Here is an 18,666-nt window from a genome sequence, read left to right as displayed (position 1 = left end):
TGTCGATCAGTGGGGAAATGGCGGGGCTGCAAGCGGGGCGCTTACAAGGTCTCAATGGTGTGGTGCATATTGGTGTAAATGCAGAGCTCACCGGCAATGCCCAGCGATTTGCGCACCACCTCTTCGGCCGACAGATCGGTGTTGTTCAGCAGCGCCTTGGCGGCCGAATGCGCATAGGCGCCGCCCGATCCGATGGCCACAATGCCCTGCTCGGGCTCCAGCACATCGCCATTGCCGGTGATGATCAGCGAGGCCGAGTGATCGGCCACTGCCAGCATCGCTTCCAGACGGCGCAGCACGCGGTCGGTGCGCCAGTCCTTGGTCAGCTCAATGGCTGCACGGGTCAGCTGGCCCTGGTGCTTGTCCAGCTTGGCCTCGAAGCGCTCGAACAAGGTAAAGGCATCGGCCGTGGCGCCGGCAAAGCCCGCCAGGACCTTGCCGCCATAGAGCTTGCGCACCTTGCGCGCAGTGCCCTTGACCACAATATTGCCCAGGGTGACCTGGCCATCGCCGCCGATAGCGACCTGGATGCCTTGCGGGGTTTCGCGCCGCACGCTGAGGATGGTTGTGCCGTGATACTGTTCCATAGTCCTGCCTATATAGAGCCTGGCCCGGCTTTTCCAAGAAGGCCGCCGCGCTGCAGGCAGAAAAAAACGCACCCAGGGGTGCGTTTGTCGGCGGGCATTGCCATCCAATCAATTTTCCCGCTGGTTGACGATGGAGTGCTCGTTGATGCCGATCAGGTTGAAGAACACGGCATTCAGGCGGTGCAGGTTGCCAAAGCGCACCAACACGTTCTTCTGCTGGCATTCGGCCACCCAGTTGAGCACCGAGCCGGCCGCGACAAAATCGATGCGCATGAGGCGGTCGCAGCGCACCGTGAACGGCATGCCAGGCTCGACCATTGGCGTGAACCCATCGAGCTGGCGGGCCACATCGCCCTCCACAATCCCTTCGAGCACGGCCTGCGGGCTGTCGGCCACCACGGGCTTTCTTTCGGGAGGATCCAGCGCCAGCGACATATCTGGTGCAGCAGGTGCGCCGGTACGCGCACTGTCGCTGCTTGTCTCCGCGCGTGGCGGCACCCAGGAAGGCGGTGATACTTCATAGGTGATGCAGTAATCGAGCGCTGCAGCTTCGAAATCCTGCTCCAGCTGCAGCAAACGCAAAAAGGCCATGCGCAGCGACCAGCGGTCCTGGGCCACCGCGTTGTCACCCACCGGCGTCTGTGCTTCCAGCACCGACAGCAAATGGTCTGCGCCGACAAACACCAGGCGTGCATCGGGCTTGTCCGCCCACATCTTGAACTGCGCCAGCAGCCCGGCCACCACCTCGTCGCGGACCTCGGTCACCCGGGACCAGTTCAGGGTCCAGGGTGGCGCAAAGCGCTTGAGGTTGCCTTGCAGCCCACTGAGTGCAGCGGTACTGAGCACTGGCGGCGCCTGCCAGTTGAGCAGCCGCACGTCTTCGGCGGGGGCATCACCGGTCTGCAAGGCCTTGGCACCCAGCTCCTGCGGCATCGAGAACCAGACAGGCGCGGAGCGGCCATATTTGCTGGCAAATTCAATCGCGTGGAAATCAAACTTGGTCTGGTCACCTGTGGCGCGGTACAGGTCAAACAGGGTCAGCCAGATCGTCAGCTGCCCCATCAGATCGCCACGGCGCTGCTGCACCAAGGCCAACAGGGAGGCCTCCGCACCAGCGGCATCGCCATTGGCGAACAGCACCGCTGCTTCTTCCAGATCGGTATCGTGGATAAACCGGCCAGACTCGACCTGGGCATCAAAAGCGGCAGCAGGTAAGGCTGCTGGAGCGGCCTGCGGTACCGCCGCCACAGCGGGAGCCGCAGCCGCCTCGGCCTGCGCCGCCAAGGAGGCAGAACCAGAGGCAACGGGAACCGGCGCGCTGGTCGGTGCAACCTCGCCGGGCGCGGTGGGATTCGCAGCAGGCACGCTCGCGCCATCGCCAGACCACCACTGCTTGGACATCTGCCGCTCGATCTGGTTGATTTTCTCGATGGTGTGCGAGGGGTGGGCGGGCTTGCCGGCGGCCAGGGCAGCGGCATCGGGTGCCGCACCGCCTTCGAGCATGGCGGCCGAGCTGGCAGCACCCTGCCCATCGGCGCTGCTGGATTTGTTGGCCTCGCGCCGGATCTTGCGCAGCTGGTCAAACTCCAGCTTGCGCACAAAATCATTGCGGCGCTTGCGCTCCATGATTTCCTTGAGCGCCTGCTTGGAGAACTGCGCCTCCGGGTTCTCTGGCTCCGGCGTCTTGTCCAACTCCGACCACTGCGTGGTCGGTTTGGTTACAAAGCGCACCACTTTGGACAACAAACCCTTGTTTGGCTTGTGAGCCTCACTCATGGTTACTCCCTCCCCTTGTGTGTCCGGTGCGCTGCCTCAGCCTCAATCACCAAACATTTTTTGTTTCAATTCACGGCGCTGCTGCGCTTCCAGCGACAAGGTTGCCGTAGGACGGGCCAGCAGACGGCCCACTCCAATAGGCTCGCCCGTCTCATCGCAGTAGCCATAGTCGCCCGCATCAATGCGGCTGATCGACTGGTCGATCTTCTTCAAGAGCTTACGCTCACGGTCACGCGTGCGCAAGACGAGCGCATGCTCTTCCTCAATGGTAGCGCGGTCTGCCGGATCGGGCACGACCACGGTATCTTCCCGCAGGTTTTCCGTCGTGGCATCGGCATTGAGGTGGATACCGGTCTTCAGCTCCACCAGCTTCTTGCGAAAGAACGCCAGTTGGACTTCGTTCATGTATTCGCTCTCCGGCATGGACAGCACCTCATCGTCAGTGAGGGTGTCTACCGTCTTGGACTTCCAAGCATTGGCCAGCTTGGCGTCGCGTTTAGGGATGGTTTGCGTAGTGGTAGGCATAGTTCTCTCGACTGGCTAGCGCAGTTCTTACATGCGACGGATGTCCGTCTCGTTACAAAAGGTGCGAAGCCCGACAGGCTCCGCCCCCTGATCAACTTGCCCGAATCCCAGCGGGACCCAGGCACATCTTGAAGTCGGGCCGGTGCCCGCAACTCCGTCATCTTGCAGGCCCACGCTGCCAGTCACTGGCAGCGTACAGCTCGCTTGCACAAGCCTCCTTCTCCTTCAGCACCGTGCCCAACAGGCCAAAGCCCCTCGAAACACCGCACTCTCTCCTCGATACCTTATGGACGAACCACGGAAACCGTATCTCGCCGCTGGCCTGCTTTGCTGCATTTCGGGCCGCGATTGTATATGGCATCGCTGCACAGCAACAAGGGGATGCTGCCCCGGCGCAACGCGGGGTTTCCCCGGGGTACGCACCCGGAGCCGCCCCGTCTCGGCCATCAGGCCTCAACCACGCACTGGTCCAGGCCCTGGCGCAGGATGTCCTGCGGCAAATCAATACCAATGAAGACCATCTTGCTCTGGCGGCGCTCGTCGGCAGCCCACTCAGGACCCAGATCGCTGCCCATCAGCTGGTGCACGCCCTGGAAAATCACCTTGCGGTCGGTGCCCTTCATGGCCAGAACACCCTTGTAGCGCAGCATGCGCGGGCCATAAATGTTGACAATGGCGCCCAGAAAGTCTTCCAGCTTGGCGGGGTCAAAGGCCTTGTCCACGCGGTAGACGAAGCTCTTGACGTCGTCGTCATGGTGGTGGTGGTGCGGGTGGTTGCAGTGCTCGCCATGTTCGTGGTCGTGACCATGGTCGTGCCCGCAGTTTTCATCGTGCACATGGCCGTGGTCATGGTCGTGGCCGCAATGCTCGTCATGCACATGCTCGTGGTCATGGCCCTCTTCCTTGAGAAAGTCCGGGTCGATGTTGAGCGTGGCATTCAGATTGAAGCCGCGCAGATCGAACACGTCCTTCAGCGGCACATCGCCAAAATGCACGGCACGGATCGGTGCGCGCGGGTTCATGTGCTTGAGACGGTGGACCAGCGCGTCCTTGTCGGCCTCGCTCACCAGATCGGTCTTGGACAGGAAGATCTGGTCGGCAAAGCCGACCTGGCGGCGTGCTTCCTGGCGCGTGTCGAGCTGCTGGCCGGCATGCTTGGCGTCCACCAGGGTGATGATGGAGTCGATCAAATAGGTTTCGGCGATCTCTTCATCCATGAAGAAGGTCTGCGCCACCGGGCCGGGATCGGCCAGGCCCGTGGTTTCGATCACGATGCGCTCGAAATCCACCAGGCCCTTGCGGCGCTTGGCCGCCAGCAGCTGCAGCGCTTCGCGCAGGTCTTCCCGGATGGTGCAGCAGATGCAGCCATTGCTCATCTGCAGAATCTGCTCCTTGGATTCCGTCTTGAGAATGTCGGTGTCGATGTTTTCTTCACCGAACTCGTTCTCGATCACGGCAATCTTCATGCCGTGCGACTCATGCAGCACGCGCTTGAGCAGCGTGGTTTTGCCCGAGCCCAAAAAGCCGGTAAGGATGGTGACTGGAATGAGTGACATAGGACCCCTGATAGTTACACATAAGGCAGCGCTCGCAAGCCGCGCCACGCGCCAGACTTGCCCGCCCACCGGCCCATCGCGCAAGCACAGGCCTTTGTATCAAACATCGTTATGTGGGGCCATGCGAGGCAATATCAAGGCAGCTGCAGGTAAATTCTGTGGCTATACCAAGAGCGGGCTATTGTGGCATGTTTTGCAGGCAGGGCATTTTCGGGGCTTGGCCTGCATCAAACCCAAGCCAGATCGCCGCAATACGCTATCAAATTGATACCAAAACCGCGCCAAGCTATAGACCTATCTCCTCCGACCGCTGGGGCGCCTTAAAAACGCTCGTAGCCCTGCAGATAGCGCCATTGGCCCTGGGGCAGCTTGCTCAGAGAGATCCGGCCAATGCGCAGCCGCTTCAGCGACACCAGCTCGAGCCCCAGTGCAGCACAGATGGCGGGCAGCCACTCGGGCGCCACGCGCTTGAGCGCAAAGCGCAGATGGGTCTCGTTCTGCCAGCTGGCCTTCAGCGGCGGCAGGCGGTCGCCATCCACATACAGGCCATTGGCCAGCAGGGCCAGGCCATCCTCGATCATCTCGCCTTGCACCTCGGCCAGGCATTCCTGCTCCAGCAAATCCGCCTCTTCGGTCAGGTGGCGGATGATGCGCGGATCCTGGCTGTAGACCACCAAACCGCTGGCAGCGCGAGGAATGGGCAGCAAAAACTGCTGGTGGCGAAAATGGCGCGGCAAGGGCCGGACGGGCTGTGGGGTGTCCACCTCGGCCAGGTGCTCGGGCGTCAGCAGGTCCAGCGCGCTGAGGCCTGTGCGGCCGGGCTCCAGCGCCCGCAGGCTGTAGCCCGCAGGCTTGTGCAGCACAAGGGTCACGGGCTGGATCGGGCGCAGATCGGCGCCAGTCTGCAATGCCACGGTCTGGCTGGGCAACACGCGGGCGCCCGGGGTGTCCTGGATCTGGCCATCCACCGTCACAAAGCCGGCATCGATATAGTGCTCGGCCTCGGCGCGCGAGCAACCGATGTCGCTCGCCAGGCGCTTGGACAGGCGAATGGCTTGGGGGTCTTGGGCTTGCATGGGCAGCAACTCTGCGGCGTGGCACGGTACCGCACCATCCGCTCCTTCAAAAATAGCAAAAGCCCTGCAGTTGCAGAGCACAGACGCCATTTTAGTCGCCGGTCGCAGTTTGCGCCTGGCCAGCGCTCTACGGCCTCGCCTCAGGCTGGTGCAAAACGCAGCCGGAACCGCGCGCCGCCCCGGGCTGAGCTTTCTGCGTGCGCCACCCCACCCTGCAGCTCGGTCAGCGCCTGCACGATGGACAGCCCCAGGCCCGAACCCTCCCGCTTGCGCCGGCCGGGTGCCATCGCAAAGCGCCGGAAAGGGTTGTTGCGCAGCTCCTGCGGCAGACCGGGCCCGGCATCGCTGACCAGCAACTCGATCCAGATATGCCCTTGTGCATCGCGCATGTTGCGCACCTCCACCTCCAGCCAGTGGCCGCTGGCCGCATGGCGCAGCGCGTTGCCCACCAGGTTGGCAATGATCTGGCGCATGCGCAAAGGATCGGCGCGGATGGCGCTGATGGCATCGTCCTCAGGCAGCACCTGCGACAACGCCATCTCGGCCAGTTGCAGCTGGGGCTGAAGCTCCTGCAGGCTCTCGCGCACCAGCGCGCCCAGGCTCAGGCGCTCCTTGCGCAGCGACATCTCACCGGCCTCGGCCATCGCCAGGGTATGCAGATCGTCGATCAGGCGGCCCAGGTGCTCGGTCTGCGCCAGCAGCAGCCGAAACTCCAGCTCGCTGGGCGCGATGACGCCATCGCACATCGCATGCAGATGCGTCTTGAGCACCGACAGTGGCGTGCGCAGCTCATGCGAGATGGACGCGGCCGAGGCCTGGCGCTCGGCATTGAGCTTTTGCAGCGCATCGATCATCGCGTTGAAGGTGTGCACCACCTCCTTGAGCTCACCGTGCGCGCCCTCTTCAACCACGCGTGTCGAGCTGAAATCCCCGTGCGCCACGCGTTGCGCCACTTCCACCATCGACGCCAGCGGCCGCGTGATGTAGCGCGACACAAAGAAGCCCATCGCCAGGCCAAACGGCAGGCAGACCAGCAGCCCGATGAACAGCGACACCTGTTCGCCAAAGAACACCTCGCCACGCCAGTACTCGCCATAGATCTGCATGGCACGCGGGCTGTTGTCCAGATCGCGCTCGATCAGGTCATCGAGCTCTGCCCTCACCGATGTGGGGAGACTTTGGTAGAACTGGTTGTACTGCAAGGCATTGAAGGCCCAGGCGCAGGCACTGAGCAACGCAATGGTGCTGAGCAGGGTGCCGGCAATCCAAAAGCCAAAGCGGACCCAGATGCGGCTCAGTCCCCGGGCCATAGACGGTATCCAATGCTGCGCACAGTCTCGATCAGCTCCTCCTGGCCAGCCAGCTGCAATTTGCGGCGCAGCTTGGACAGGTGCGAGTCGATCACCCGCTCCAACGCATCGCTCTCGGGCAGGCAGTGCTCGATCAGCTGCGCGCGTGAGAAGCAGCGCCGGGGCTGCGAGGCCAGCAAGGCCAGCAGGCGGAATTCAGTCAAAGTCAGCGGCAGTGGTGTGGCCTGGCCGTGCATGTCATATACCCGCGCACTGTGCTCGGCAGAGTTGATCTCGAGTGCGCCCACGCGGATCGGCGCCATCGGGGCGGCGGCGGCCTTGGGCTGGCTGCGGCGCAGCACGGCACGCACGCGCGCCACCACCTCGGCCGGGTTGAAGGGCTTGACCACATAGTCGTCCGCACCCAGGCGCAAGGCCACCAGCTTGTCCACATCATCGGCCAGTGCCGTCACCATGATCACCGGGGTCTGGCCCTGGTCGCGGATAAAGCGCAGCACATCAACACCGTCCATGCCCGGCAGGTGGATGTCCAGCAGCACCAGGTCGGGCTGGTTTTGGCGAAAAAGCTGCACAGCCTGCTCGCCATCGCGCGCAAACAGGCTGCGCATGCCATCGCGCTCCAGGTAGGCGACCAGGATGGTCGCAATACCGGGCTCATCCTCCACGACGAGCACCAGCGGAGCGGCCACAGGTGGCGTAGGTTGTTTCATGGCGGACTGCATCCCAAGTAGGTTCCAGCGGCGCCCTACACAGGCGCCCCAAAGCGGTTGAAACGAGCCATTATGACCTTGCCAACCGCCTGCTGCACGCTCAGGCGGCCTCCATGTTTCCTCCATCATTTGTGCAAGCTTGCGCAAGCTTGCCAGGGTTGAATGGGTCGCTTAACTGCCCGGCCTCTGCGGTCAGGCCTCCACGGTCAATACCGGCCAAGAACCGACTCCATTGCACGTGAAACCCTTGTTCTGCAAAACATTGCTGGCACTGGCACCGGCCGCCTTGCTGGCCGGTTGCATGACGCCGCCGCAAGCCCAGCTCAACCCCGACACCCCTGCCCAATGGCGCCAGGCCGGCGCCAGTGCGCCCCATGCGCGTGCCGTCAAGGCCGCCGATCTGGCCGCCTGGTGGACGCTGCTGGGCGACCCGGCCCTGGACAAGCTGGTGGAGCAGGCGCTGGCCCAGAACCTGGATCTGGCCCAAGCCCAAGGCCGGCTGCAGGCGCAGCGCATTCTGCTGGGCACGGCGACCGCTGCCTACAGGCCAGGATTCACCGCCGGTGTGCGCACCTTGCAGGATGTGGCGGCACTTGATTCCTACTTCCATGCCAGCCTCGACATGAGCTGGAACCTCGGCCTGTTTGGCGCTTATGAAGCCACCGAGCTCGATGGCCAGGGCCAGTTGCTCGATGCCCAGGCACAGCTGCAAGCTGCCAGGATTCAGCTGGTCTCCAATGTGGTGCAGCGCTATCTGGAAATCTGCGTGGCGCAGCAGCAACGCTTGGCGCTGGGCCAGCAACTGCAGCTGGATGCGCGCCGCCTGCAACTTCAGCAAGTGCGGGTGCAGCAGCGCATGGGCAGCGCCGAGCAGGTGCAGCAAGCCAGCCTGGAACTGAACCGCAGCCGTGGCCAGGAGGCCGAACTGCTGCAACACCAGGCACGCGCCGCGCATGCGCTGGCCGCACTGCTGGGCCGCAGCGAGCCCGAGGCAGCCTGGCTGGCCGCCTCCAGCAGCCCCCATATCCCCAGCGCCGCAGCGCTGAACCTGCAGGTGCTGCCCGCCGAGCTGCTGCGCAGCCGCCCCGCCATCCTGGCGGCCGAAGCTGCTGTGCAGCGCGCCGCAGCAGCGGTAGGCCTGTCGAACTCCGCACTCTACCCCCGCTTTGCGCTGGGCGGCTCGCTGCTCTACTCCTACAACCTGACGCAGAACCGCCGCTCCAGCTCCAACCATGTGCCTACGCTCGGCCCGGTGATCGATATTCCGCTGTTCGACTGGGGCCGCCGGCGCGCGCAGGCCGATGCCGACGAGCTGCAAATGGACAACGCCATCAAGGCCTACCGCCAAAGCGTGCTCGACGGCGTGGCCGATGTCGAAACCGCGCTGGCCAGCCTGGGCGCGCAGCAGCAGCGCCAGCAGTCGCTCGATGCCCAGACACCACTGTTGCGCAGCCGCGCCCAGCAGCTGCAGCGCCGCCAGCAGCTGGGACTGGCCAGCGAACTGGACACATTGGAGCCGCGCCGCCAGCTGCTGCTGCATGAAAGCCAGCAAAGCGTTGCCCAAGCCGCGCAGACGCTGGCCTTTGTGGCGCTGTTCCAAGCGCTGGGTGGCGCTCCGCTGCCACCGCAATCGCCCTCAGCCACACCAGGGGCCACGCCATGATTGCCCTGGCGCGCAAAACCCTGGTCTATGAATGGCGCCGCTTTGTCCCCTCGATCTTCGCGGTGGGCTTTGCCGGTGTGCTGCTGGTCATGCAGGCTGCGCTGGTGCTGGGTATCTTCAGCTCGGCGGCGATCTACATCACCGCCAGCTCGGCCGATCTCTGGGTGGGCTACCCCGGCACCCAAAGCGTGAACTTTGGCCGCAACATCGGCCCCGATGTCGAGATGCGCATGCGCATGGACCCGGACATCCGCGCTGTGGAGCCCTTTGTCTGGGTCGATGGCGACTGGCGCTCCAGCCAGGGCGCAGCCCAGGCTGCCGGCGCCGTGTCGGTCTACCTCTCGGGCATCTCCACCGCCAGCACCGCGATGATGTTCGACCGGGTCATTGCGCCCTGGCAGCGCAAGCTGCTGCGCGAGCCCGGCGCCGTCATCGTCGACCGCGCCGATCTGGACAGCCTGGCCACCGATGAAGGTGGCAGCGCCTGGATCAACAACCACCGCGTGCACGTAGTGGCCGCTGTCGATGGCCTGCGTGGCCTGGGCGGCGTCAATGTGCTGGCCTCGCTGGAGAGCGCGCACCAGATCGCCGGCAGCGCGCCCAGCCAGGGCAGCACCTACCTGCTGGCCCGCGTGCGCAAAGGGGTGGACAACCACGCCGTGCAGCAGCGCCTGAGCAGCGAGGCGCGCAGCTTTGGCCCGCACGAGGTCTGGACTGCCGACAGCTTTGCCCACCGCTCCCAGCGCTACTGGATGCTCGACACCGGCGCCGGTGCCGGCGTGCTGTTCATGGCCATCGTCGTCTGCCTGGTGGGCGCAGTCGTCACCAGCCAGTCGCTCAAGAGCGTGGTCGCCGGCTCGGTGCGTGAATACGCCGTGCTCAATGCGCTGGGCGTCAGCCGCGCGGCTCTGGGCCGGGTCGTGGTGGAACAGGCCTGCTGGATCGGTGCTGCCGGCCTGCTGCTGACCAGCATCGCCAGCGTGGCATTGGTCTCGCTGGCCCAGGTCTACCGCGTGCCCGTCGCGCTCAACATGCAAGCGGTGCTGGCCTGCGCCGCACTGGTGGCCACCCTGGCGCTGCTGTCCGGCCTGGGCGCCATGCGCGTGCTGCTGCGCACCGACCCGGCCACCTTGCTGCGCTGAAGGACACCACCATGCCCAACAACATGCCCCCCTCACCCAGCCTGCAGGCCGTCGGATTGCGCAAGACCTATGTCTCGGGCTCCATCCGCATCCATGTGCTGCAGGACCTGTCGGTAGATTTGTACGCCGGCGAGCTGACCCTCATTTCCGGCCCTTCGGGCTGCGGCAAAAGCACCTTGCTGTCGCTGATGTCGGGCCTGCTCACCCCCGATGACGGCCAGACGATAGCGCTGGGCCAGAACCTGACGACGATGCCCACCCGCGAGATGGAGCGCTTCCGGCTGCTGCACACCGGCTTTGTGTTCCAGGGCTTCAACCTGTTCCCGGCGCTGACGGCGCTGGAGCAGGTGCAGTTGCCGCTGGGCTACCTGGGCATACGGCGCGCCAACACCTTGAAACGGGCGCAGGACGCGCTCGAAGAGGTCGGCCTGTCCCACCGCGCGCATATGCGGCCTGCCGAGCTGTCGGGCGGCGAAAAGCAGCGCGTGGCCATTGCCCGGGCGCTGGCCAAGGCGCCCCAGCTGCTGTTTGCCGACGAGCCCACCAGCGCGCTGGATGCCGAAAGCGGACAGCGCGTGATCGACATCCTCCACCGCGTCGCACGCAGCCATGGCACCACGGTGCTCTGCGTCAGCCACGACCCGCGCCTGGTGGGGCATGCCGACCGTGTACTGAGTATGGAAGACGGTGCCGTGTACAGCGACCGGCGCCAAAACACCATGATGGAGAACCCAACTTGACCAAGATCCACGCCACCCCTTTGCCCATGCCGCATCCCTGGCAGGTGCTGGGCCTGCTTTGCTTGGCGCTGGGCGGGCTGGCAGGCTGCACACCGGCGGCTGACAGCCCACCCACTGCCAGCGCCAGCCAGCAGCACCAAAGCCCAGTGGCTGTGGCCCGGGGCAAGATCGAGGTCGACGGCGGCCTGCTGGATCTGGCCAGCGCCATCGATGGCACGGTGCAGCAGATCGTCGTGCGCGAAGGCCAGCAGGTGCAGGCCGGCCAGCTGCTGCTCAAGATCCATGACGAAGACCTGCGTGCCGAGCTGGCCGTGGCCCAGTCCTCCTACCAACTCGCCCAAGCCAGGCACAAGGCCCTGACCACCAAGCTGCCGCTGTTGCAGGCCCAGCTCAAGCGCCTGCAGGCCGCCGCCCGCGATGGCGCCGCCGACCTGCAGGAGGTGGACAACGCCCAGGCCGCGCTGCGCAATGCGCAATCCGAGGCCGAGGTGGCCCAGGCCGAAGTGAAACTGGCCCAGAGCAAGACCCAGCAGCTGCGCGAGCGCCAGCGCCTGTATGCCTTGCATGCACCGGAGGCCGCCACCGTAGTGCATCTGCGCGCCCAGACCGGCAGCCAGGTGCACACCAGCCAGGCGGCCGTGCGCCTGCTGCCGCTGCGCCCGCTGCGCATCCGCGCCGAGCTCAACGAGAGCTTTGCCGGCACGGTACAGAAGGGCATGCGCGCCAGCGTCGTGCTGGACAACGACAGCAGCACCCCGCTGCCCGAGGCCCGGGTGCTGCGCATCAACCCCATGTACGGGCCTTCAACCCTGCAGGACGACGCCCAGCGCGGCCCCTTGCGCGTGGTCGAGTGCGTGCTCGAGTTCGAGACCGCACCTGGCCATGTGCGCGTGGGCCAAAACGTGAGAGTGAGCTTCCATGAATAAATACATGCTTGCGCAGGCGCCTGCCTGCCCCAACACCACTGGCTGGATGATCCAGTCCGACTTTGACGGCACGGTCAGCCTGGTCGATGTCACCGACAGCCTGCTGCAGCGCTTTGGCCTGCCTGGCTGGACGGCCTTGGAGGACGCCTGGGAGCGCGGCGACATCGGCTCGCGCGCCTGCATGCAAGGCCAGGTTGCACTGCTGGACATGGACCAGCAGGCGCTGGACGCCCACCTCGACGGCATCGCCATCGACCCCGGCTTTCCCGGCTTTGTGCAGGCGGCGCAGGCGCTGGGCCTACGGGTGCAGGTGGTCAGCGACGGCATCGACTACGCGATCCAGCGCGTGCTGGCACGCCACGGCCTGGGCCACCTGGAGGTGATTGCCAACCGCCTGGTGCAGCACGATACCCGCCGCTGGGCACTGGAATCCCCCTGGGCCAGCCAGCGCTGCAAGCGCGCCAGCGGCAACTGCAAGTGCGAGCGCCTGGCGACGCAGCAAGCCATGGCCAGCCGGGTCCTGTATGTGGGCGACAGCACCTCCGATTTCTGCGTCTCGCACGAGGCCGACTATGTGCTTGCCAAGTACCGGTTGATCGACCACTGCGTGCGGCATGGCATTGCCCATGCGCCCTTTGTCAGCTTCAGCGACGCGACACCGTGGCTGCTGCAGTTCATGCAGCAGCAGGAGGTATTGGCATGAACGCCAATGACGCACTCGGAAGGCACCTGGCCGGCCAACCGCAAGAAAGAGCGGCGGAAGCGGCCTTGCAGACCTTGTGCCTGACGCCCCACGAATTCGTCATGCCCGGCTTCGGCGCTGCAGCACGCACCGGCGTGCTGCTGGTGCACGGCCTGACCGGCACCCCGGCCGAAATGCGCTTGCTGGCCAAAGGCCTCAACCGCGAAGGCTTTACCGTCTATGCCGTGCAGTTGGCCGGCCATTGCGGCAGCATGCAGGACCTGGTGCAGACACGCTGGACCGACTGGCTCGCCAGCGTGCAATCGGCGTTGCTGCGCTTTGCACCCCATGTGGACCGCGTGGTGGTCGGTGGTCTGTCGATGGGCGCCTTGCTGTCGCTGGCGGTGGCCACCTCGCACCCGCGCCAGGTGGCGGGGGTGGCTGCCCTGTCCACCACCTTCCGCTATGACGGCTGGAGCATTCCCAGCTACACCAAGCTGGCCTTTTTGCTGCCGCTGTTTCGCCTGCTGGGCATCGGCCGGCACAGGGTGTTCATGGAAGCACCGCCTTATGGCATCAAGGATGAGGCCTTGCGCGCAAGGGTCGTCGCGCAAATGCACAGTGGCGACAGCGCAGCAGCCGGCCTGCCCGGCAACCCCTGGTGGTCCATCATCGAGCTGCGCCGGCTCTCCGCCCATGTCCGCAGCCATCTGCGAGATTTGCGCGCGCCCTGCCTGGCCATCCATGCGAAGGAAGACGACATCTCCCACCGCTCCAATGCCGAGGACATCGCCACCGGCGCGCTCCATGCCAAGGTCGAGGTCGTGCTGCTCGACAACTGCTACCACATGATCACCATCGATCGCGAGCGCCGTACCGTGATCGCCAAGGTGCATGACTTTGTGGCCCGCATCGGCGGCATACCGGTCTCGAAAGTAACGCATGGGCAGTGAAATGACATCCCTGGTCATCGGACTATGGCTGCTGAATGCACTGGTCGACACCGGAGGGCAACTGGCCTTCAAAGCCGCAGCAAGCCAGACACCCAGCACCACTACCGGCTTCGCCCACTGGCGCTTTATGCTGGCTCGTCCTTGGATCTGGGTCGGTGTGGCATGTTATGTGATCGAGTTTGTAGCCTGGCTCGCGTTTCTGTCGCTGGTTCCGCTGTCTGATGGTGTGCTGCTAGGCAGCATCAATATTGTGGTCATCATGCTGGCGGGCCGCCTGTTTTTCCAAGAGAAGCTCGCCCCCTTGCGCGTTGCAGGCATTGTGCTGGTGTCCATTGGCGTTGCCGTGGTCGGCCTCAGAGGGTAGTTTCGTGAAGCGTTTTTACCTCATCGGTTTTTTGGTGCTGATGGCCTTTGACACTCTGGCCCAATTGAGCTTCAAGATGGCTGGCAATGCCGCACTGCCCCTTGAGCTCAGCCCAGCTTGGTTGTGGCGGGTTTTTTCTGACCCCTGGATCTATGGCGCCCTGGCCGGTTACATCGGCGCATTTTTTACCTGGATGCATTTGCTCAGGCGCGCCCCGATCGGGCCGGCCTTTGCGGCCTCCCACCTGGAAATCATCTCGGCCCTTGTGGTCTCGCACTACCTGTTTCAAGAGAACGTGGGCGCCCCCCAGATAGCCGGATGCCTGTTTATCCTCGCGGGTATCGCCTGCCTGGCGATGAGCGAAGCGCAGGACCATCGCAAAGCCGAACACGCTTGACGGACCGCGCGGCTCCAATGCAAGTCCGTGTGCAAAGCCCGCAACGACGGAATCAGGGCCGCACAGCGGATGCCTTTGGAATAAGGGTGGCCGCAGCAAGCGCTGCCATCAACCGCTGGTTGAGCGCATGCTGCCCCGCCTGGGCCTGCGCCAGCGCCTGTACGTTGATAACAGTGTCCTGGCCATCACCGGCACTGAGCCAGCGCTTCCACCAGGTGCTGTATTGCCAGGATGAGACATCGCCGGTGATGTCGCTGCCCACCAGCTGGCCCCCCAAGGCCGCGATGATGCCCATCGCCTGCGCCTCACGCATCTGGCCCTGGTCCCAGTTCGTGGTGACCACGTCGGCGGCAAACACGTCCTTGTCGATGCTGAGGTAGCTGCTTTGGCGCTCGCGGGCCAGGGTAGCGGTCAAGGCATCGGTCAAGGCATCGAGGCTGGGGAAGGCGCGAAAGGCGGCAGACAGACCCAGGCGCCGCGCCCAGCCGGTGTCCACGCCGCAGCTCCAGTAGCTGAGCTTGCCGGCACGCAGCGGGCCCAGGTAGTTCTCCCAGGCATGGCCGGCGCCAATATCGGGCGAGGTGATGCCGGCCACATGTACATGCGATACGGCAGGGTGCATGGCAATGCGCCGCACCCAGGAGCCGCAATGCACGCCCCAGGGAAAGCGCATATTGTCCGGGTGGTTGTCCAGCACCACCACCCGCAACGGGCGCGCCGCTGTGCAGCCCTGGCGCGCAATGCAGTGCTCGATCAGCAGCCAGGACAGGTGGTGAAAGTCGCCACTGCCCATCCAGGCCGTGCCATGCTGCTGTGGCAGCAGGGCCTGCACATGGCGGCGGAACTGCTGGTAGCGGCCCAGCGAGGCGCCAAAACGGATCGCCTCCTGCCAGTCGCCCAGCGACAGGCGCAGCTCCCCGGCCAGGGGGCCGACGGAGCCATCGACATCCAGCACCAAGGGGGTCATCGCTGTTCCTGCCATGCGCGGTCACTTTCAAAATGCCGGGAAAACCGCCGCCCCAAGGCCCTCAGCAGCGGGTTGCGGATGTAGACCGCATGCTGGGTGAAGGTAAAGCTGGCACCCAGCTGCGCCTTGACCTCGGGATCGGTCCAGCCGGCGACATAGTGTGACAGCCCGCATTCCAGCGCATATTCCAGGTTCACGATCCAACTGACGAAGTACAGGTTGGTCTGGCGCGCACGCGGGTAGGACAGGCCGATGTATTTGTCGACCAGGCGCCCATCATGCGCAAAGCACAGGTTCCAGCCCAGCAAGGCGCCATCCTGCGCATCGCGGTATTCAAACACCAGGCCCTGGTTGCTGGCATCGCGCAGCACCGCGGCAAAAAAGCTGCGGCTGAGTTTGTCAAAATGCAGCTCGCTTTGCGCATACACGGCCTCGAACAGCGCATAGTAGGCATTGACCAGGGCCTCATCGGCAAAGGCCGGGCCGGTGGGAATGCGCCGGATCTGCAGCTGGCTGCGGCTCTTGAGCTTGCGGCGCAGGTCGGAGCGCCGGTTTTTGGACAGCTGCGCCAGGTAGTCGTCGATGCTGTCGAAATCGATAGCCACATAGGCCAGCGCCTGGCCTTCGACCAGGATGAAACCCTCATGCTGCAGTGCCTGGGCCAAGCGATGGGCATCGGCATTGTCGGCCGGCGGCAGCAGCGGCGAATGTTGCGGCAGGTCCTTGACGATGGTCAGCATGCAGCGCCCGGCGTAGCGGCACAGCTGGCGGGCCAGCTTGTCCATCTCCACATCCGGGGGCAACACCAGGTACTCGCTCAAGGTAGAGCCGACAAAATCGGTGCGCAGCCGCAAGCGCTGCGCCAGCCAAGCCCCGCCGGGCAGCTGCAGCACCCAGCGCTTGACGGCCTCGTCGGCCGTGGTCAGCAGGTCAAAAGGCGCGCGAAAGGCCGGGAACGGCCGGTCCGAGAACACCGCAAAGCCCTCGGGCGGATGCGCGGCAAACTGCCGGATCAGCGCAGAGGGCTCCAACTGGTTGCGCGAAGGGCGCAAGGACTCGCTCAAGCTCAGGACCGCTTGGCCAGGGTGATCAGCTGGTCGAGCAGCACCAGCGCTTCATCGATCTCGCTGCGGCTGATCATCAGCGACGGCGCGAAGGTGATCACGTTCTTGTAGTAGCCGCCCACGTCCAGCACCAGGCCACGTTTTTGGCCCTGGTACTCCAGCTTGCCTTCCAGGCCCAGGTCGACCATCTTGTCGAGCAGCGCCTTGTTGGGGGTAAAGCCATCGGCCGTGCAGATCTCGGCGCGCAGCGCCAGGCCCATGCCGTCGACATCGCCGATTTCCGGATGGCGCTTTTGCAGCTGTTGCAGGCCGTCGAGGAAATAGGCACCCGATTCGCGCACCTGGCGGCCAAAGTCCATCTCGTGGGTCATCTTCATCACTTCCAGGCCCAGGGCCGTGCCCAGCGGGTTGGAGGCAAAGGTCGAGTGGGTCGAGCCCGGTGGGAACACCGTGGGGTTGATCAGCTCTTCACGGGCCCACAGGCCAGACAGTGCGTTCAGGCCATTGGTCAGCGCCTTGGCAAACACCAGCACATCGGGCTTGACGCCAAAGTTCTCCACCGACCACAAGGTGCCGGTGCGCCAGAAGCCCATCTGGATTTCATCAACCACCATCAGCACGCCATGGTCGTCGAGCACCTTCTTCAGGCCACGGAAGAAATTGGGCGGTGGCACCACATAGCCGCCAGTGCCCTGAATCGGCTCAATATAGAAAGCCGCATATTCGCACTGCTGGGTCTTGGGGTCCCAGACGGCGTGGTATTCGTTCTCGAACTTGCGCGCAAACTCCTGCACGATGGAGTCCGCATACTCTTCCGAGGTCATGCCCTTGGGGCGGCGGAACGGATAAGGGAAAGGGATGAACTGTGCGCGGTCGCTGAAGTGGCCGAAGCGGCGGCGGTAGCGGTAGCTGGAGGTGATGCTCGATGCACCCAGGGTACGGCCATGGTAGCCACCTTCAAACGCAAACATCAGGCTTTTGCCATGGGTGGCATTGCGCACCACCTTGAGCGAGTCTTCAATCGCCTGGGCGCCGCCCACGTTGAAGTGCACGCGGCCGGGCATGCCCCATTTCTTCTCGGCATCCTGCGCGATGAACTTGGCCAGCTCGATCTTGGTAGGGTGCAGGTACTGGCTGGCGACCTGGGGCAGCGCGCGCAGCTGCTCGATCATCTTGTCTTCCAGGCGCTTGTTCTTGTAGCCAAAGTTGACGGCCGAGTACCACATCTGCAGATCCAGATACGGCGTGCCTTCCTGGTCATACATGTAGCTGCCCTCGCAGCCGCTGAAGATCTTGGGGGGATTGACGTAGTGAACGGTATCGCCAAAAGAGCAGTATTGGGCTTCGTCAGCCAGCAGTTGTTCGGTATTGAAAGTCACGGCGGAGGGCTCCAGTTTTGAGTGCCGCCAGTCTGGCCCTGCAATGTTGTCGCTCCGCCTACATTGTTTGTAGGATTGATGGAGATCTTGCCCGCTTGATGGAGCATGGCCGCCGCCCGGTTTGGCGCTGGCGGATACTGGGTGTACCATGGTCAGCCACCAGGGCGCCCCCAGAGGCGGCCCGTGCATTTGAGCCGCAGACACCATCTTCCATGAATAGTCCACACAAACGTTTTTCGATGATTCGCGAGTTCCACCTCGCAGACTGGTTCACCCTGGGCAATGCCGTCTGCGGCGTCGGCGCGCTGTTCTCGGCGATGACCTTTCTGGAAACCTCGGACCGCCGGCATATCTACTTTGCAGCCGCCCTGGTGCTGGCAGCACTGATCTTCGATATCTTTGACGGCCGCATTGCACGCTGGCGGCAAAAATCATCGGCCATGGGCCGCGAGCTCGATTCGCTCGCCGATGTGATCTCCTTCGGTGTAGCGCCCGCCATCATTGCCTATGCCTGCGGCATGCAGGGAATGTGGGACCGCATTGTGCTGGGCTACTTTGTGGCCTGCGGCGTCTCGCGCCTGGCCCGTTACAACGTCACTGCAGAGTCGCTGTCCGATGGCGCATCGGGCAAGGTCAAATACTTTGAAGGCACCCCCATCCCGACCTCGATCGTGCTGGTTGCTCTGCTGGCACTGGCCGCCGCGATGAATGCGGTGCGGGCCGATCTGTGGTTTGGCAAGCTGCTGATTGGCGGCTTCACCCTGCACCCGCTGGTGCTGCTGTTTGCGGTGTCGGGCTCGCTGATGATCAGCCGCATCAAGATCCCCAAACTGTAAGAACTTGGGCCTC

18 protein-coding genes and 1 pseudogene are annotated in these 18,666 nt (G+C 64.2%); 9 read left to right on the top strand and 10 right to left on the bottom strand.

Annotation, left to right across the window (positions count from 1 at the left end; translation table 11 throughout):
* Nucleotides 1–41: 41 nt before the first annotated feature.
* The 7 genes and pseudogenes from hslV to LPW39_RS00305 all read right to left on the bottom strand — a co-directional run bounded on the left by hslV (nucleotide 42) and on the right by LPW39_RS00305 (nucleotide 7,540).
* Entirely contained in the window at nucleotides 42–587 is a 546-nt protein-coding gene (gene hslV, locus LPW39_RS00335) for an ATP-dependent protease subunit HslV (RefSeq protein WP_116926500.1), read from the bottom strand.
* Between the two features lie 108 nt (nucleotides 588–695).
* A complete protein-coding gene (locus LPW39_RS00330; protein WP_230770435.1) occupies nucleotides 696–2,363 on the bottom strand; it encodes a hypothetical protein in 1,668 nt (555 codons plus the stop codon).
* 42 nt (nucleotides 2,364–2,405) lie between these two features.
* Nucleotides 2,406–2,891, bottom strand: a pseudogene (gene dksA, locus LPW39_RS00325) (RNA polymerase-binding protein DksA); the annotation flags it as partial.
* A 443-nt stretch (nucleotides 2,892–3,334) separates the two neighbouring features.
* Nucleotides 3,335–4,444 carry a CobW family GTP-binding protein gene (locus LPW39_RS00320; RefSeq protein ID WP_133856971.1) on the bottom strand — a complete coding sequence of 370 codons (1,110 nt, stop codon included), beginning with the start codon at nucleotides 4,442–4,444 and terminating at the stop codon, nucleotides 3,335–3,337.
* A 320-nt stretch (nucleotides 4,445–4,764) separates the two neighbouring features.
* A complete protein-coding gene (locus LPW39_RS00315; protein ID WP_230770433.1) occupies nucleotides 4,765–5,520 on the bottom strand; it encodes an RNA pseudouridine synthase in 756 nt (251 codons plus the stop codon).
* Nucleotides 5,521–5,660: 140 nt separating this feature from the next.
* On the bottom strand, nucleotides 5,661–6,830 hold the full coding sequence (locus tag LPW39_RS00310) for a HAMP domain-containing sensor histidine kinase (protein ID WP_230770432.1): 1,170 nt from the start codon (nucleotides 6,828–6,830) through the stop codon (nucleotides 5,661–5,663).
* Nucleotides 6,815–7,540, bottom strand: a complete 726-nt coding sequence (locus LPW39_RS00305; RefSeq protein WP_230770431.1) for a response regulator — start codon at nucleotides 7,538–7,540, stop codon at nucleotides 6,815–6,817. Before LPW39_RS00305 ends, LPW39_RS00310 begins: the two co-directional genes overlap by 16 nt.
* A 238-nt stretch (nucleotides 7,541–7,778) precedes the next feature.
* Here LPW39_RS00305 and LPW39_RS00300 point away from each other — a divergent pair, with 238 nt between their 5' ends.
* Genes LPW39_RS00300 through LPW39_RS00265 form a run of 8 tightly spaced genes read left to right on the top strand, consistent with a single transcriptional unit; the run spans nucleotide 7,779 to nucleotide 14,407 of the window.
* Nucleotides 7,779–9,203, top strand: a complete 1,425-nt coding sequence (locus tag LPW39_RS00300) for a TolC family protein (protein WP_407928759.1) — start codon at nucleotides 7,779–7,781, stop codon at nucleotides 9,201–9,203.
* Nucleotides 9,200–10,345, top strand: coding sequence for an FtsX-like permease family protein (locus LPW39_RS00295; protein WP_230770429.1), 1,146 nt, complete (start codon nucleotides 9,200–9,202; stop codon nucleotides 10,343–10,345). Before LPW39_RS00300 ends, LPW39_RS00295 begins: the two co-directional genes overlap by 4 nt.
* Nucleotides 10,346–10,356: 11 nt before the next feature.
* Nucleotides 10,357–11,085: an ABC transporter ATP-binding protein gene (locus LPW39_RS00290; protein WP_230770428.1), complete on the top strand. Its 729-nt coding sequence runs from the start codon at nucleotides 10,357–10,359 to the stop codon at nucleotides 11,083–11,085.
* Nucleotides 11,082–12,011, top strand: coding sequence for an efflux RND transporter periplasmic adaptor subunit (locus LPW39_RS00285; protein WP_230770427.1), 930 nt, complete (start codon nucleotides 11,082–11,084; stop codon nucleotides 12,009–12,011). Before LPW39_RS00290 ends, LPW39_RS00285 begins: the two co-directional genes overlap by 4 nt.
* Nucleotides 12,004–12,714 carry an MtnX-like HAD-IB family phosphatase gene (locus LPW39_RS00280; protein WP_230770426.1) on the top strand — a complete coding sequence of 237 codons (711 nt, stop codon included), beginning with the start codon at nucleotides 12,004–12,006 and terminating at the stop codon, nucleotides 12,712–12,714. Before LPW39_RS00285 ends, LPW39_RS00280 begins: the two co-directional genes overlap by 8 nt.
* Entirely contained in the window at nucleotides 12,711–13,646 is a 936-nt protein-coding gene (locus LPW39_RS00275) for an alpha/beta hydrolase (RefSeq protein ID WP_407928758.1), read from the top strand. Before LPW39_RS00280 ends, LPW39_RS00275 begins: the two co-directional genes overlap by 4 nt.
* Nucleotides 13,636–14,010 (top strand): DMT family transporter, encoded by a 375-nt coding sequence (locus LPW39_RS00270; RefSeq protein ID WP_230770425.1) that lies wholly within the window; start codon nucleotides 13,636–13,638, stop codon nucleotides 14,008–14,010. Before LPW39_RS00275 ends, LPW39_RS00270 begins: the two co-directional genes overlap by 11 nt.
* A 4-nt stretch (nucleotides 14,011–14,014) precedes the next feature.
* Nucleotides 14,015–14,407, top strand: coding sequence for an EamA family transporter (locus tag LPW39_RS00265; protein WP_230770424.1), 393 nt, complete (start codon nucleotides 14,015–14,017; stop codon nucleotides 14,405–14,407).
* 52 nt (nucleotides 14,408–14,459) lie between these two features.
* On the opposite strand, the gene LPW39_RS00260 is transcribed toward LPW39_RS00265, so the two are convergent.
* The 3 genes from LPW39_RS00260 to LPW39_RS00250 are packed head-to-tail and all read right to left on the bottom strand — an operon-like array spanning nucleotide 14,460 to nucleotide 17,817.
* On the bottom strand, nucleotides 14,460–15,374 hold the full coding sequence (locus tag LPW39_RS00260) for a hypothetical protein (protein WP_230770423.1): 915 nt from the start codon (nucleotides 15,372–15,374) through the stop codon (nucleotides 14,460–14,462).
* Complete coding sequence (locus tag LPW39_RS00255; protein WP_230770422.1) at nucleotides 15,371–16,438, bottom strand: GNAT family N-acetyltransferase; 1,068 nt, start codon at nucleotides 16,436–16,438, stop codon at nucleotides 15,371–15,373. Before LPW39_RS00255 ends, LPW39_RS00260 begins: the two co-directional genes overlap by 4 nt.
* A 2-nt stretch (nucleotides 16,439–16,440) precedes the next feature.
* Nucleotides 16,441–17,817, bottom strand: coding sequence for an aspartate aminotransferase family protein (locus tag LPW39_RS00250; protein WP_230770421.1), 1,377 nt, complete (start codon nucleotides 17,815–17,817; stop codon nucleotides 16,441–16,443).
* A gap of 212 nt (nucleotides 17,818–18,029) precedes the next feature.
* On the opposite strand from LPW39_RS00250, the gene pssA reads away from it, so the two are divergent.
* Nucleotides 18,030–18,653 (top strand): CDP-diacylglycerol--serine O-phosphatidyltransferase, encoded by a 624-nt coding sequence (gene pssA, locus LPW39_RS00245; protein ID WP_230770420.1) that lies wholly within the window; start codon nucleotides 18,030–18,032, stop codon nucleotides 18,651–18,653.
* Nucleotides 18,654–18,666 lie beyond the last annotated feature (13 nt).

Source organism: Comamonas koreensis, from assembly GCF_021026195.1.
GTDB classification, from domain to species: domain Bacteria; phylum Pseudomonadota; class Gammaproteobacteria; order Burkholderiales; family Burkholderiaceae_C; genus Comamonas; species Comamonas koreensis.
The sequence above is the reverse complement of the archived record's forward strand: the minus strand, read 5'-3'. Positions and strand labels throughout refer to the sequence as shown.

Excerpts from the sequence above, each read along its gene's own strand:
- LPW39_RS00320 (WP_133856971.1), bottom strand. The coding sequence starts at position 4,444 with ATGTCACTCATTCCAGTCACCATCCTTACCGGCTTTTTGGGCTCGGGC.
- hslV (WP_116926500.1), bottom strand. The coding sequence starts at position 587 with ATGGAACAGTATCACGGCACAACCATCCTCAGCGTGCGGCGCGAAACC.
- LPW39_RS00270 (WP_230770425.1), top strand. The coding sequence starts at position 13,636 with ATGGGCAGTGAAATGACATCCCTGGTCATCGGACTATGGCTGCTGAAT.
- LPW39_RS00330 (WP_230770435.1), bottom strand. The coding sequence starts at position 2,363 with ATGAGTGAGGCTCACAAGCCAAACAAGGGTTTGTTGTCCAAAGTGGTG.
- LPW39_RS00275 (WP_407928758.1), top strand. The coding sequence starts at position 12,711 with ATGAACGCCAATGACGCACTCGGAAGGCACCTGGCCGGCCAACCGCAA.
- LPW39_RS00295 (WP_230770429.1), top strand. The coding sequence starts at position 9,200 with ATGATTGCCCTGGCGCGCAAAACCCTGGTCTATGAATGGCGCCGCTTT.
- LPW39_RS00290 (WP_230770428.1), top strand. The coding sequence starts at position 10,357 with ATGCCCAACAACATGCCCCCCTCACCCAGCCTGCAGGCCGTCGGATTG.
- LPW39_RS00280 (WP_230770426.1), top strand. The coding sequence starts at position 12,004 with ATGAATAAATACATGCTTGCGCAGGCGCCTGCCTGCCCCAACACCACT.
- pssA (WP_230770420.1), top strand. The coding sequence starts at position 18,030 with ATGAATAGTCCACACAAACGTTTTTCGATGATTCGCGAGTTCCACCTC.
- LPW39_RS00315 (WP_230770433.1), bottom strand. The coding sequence starts at position 5,520 with ATGCAAGCCCAAGACCCCCAAGCCATTCGCCTGTCCAAGCGCCTGGCG.
- LPW39_RS00305 (WP_230770431.1), bottom strand. The coding sequence starts at position 7,540 with ATGAAACAACCTACGCCACCTGTGGCCGCTCCGCTGGTGCTCGTCGTG.
- LPW39_RS00310 (WP_230770432.1), bottom strand. The coding sequence starts at position 6,830 with ATGGCCCGGGGACTGAGCCGCATCTGGGTCCGCTTTGGCTTTTGGATT.
- LPW39_RS00260 (WP_230770423.1), bottom strand. The coding sequence starts at position 15,374 with ATGACCCCCTTGGTGCTGGATGTCGATGGCTCCGTCGGCCCCCTGGCC.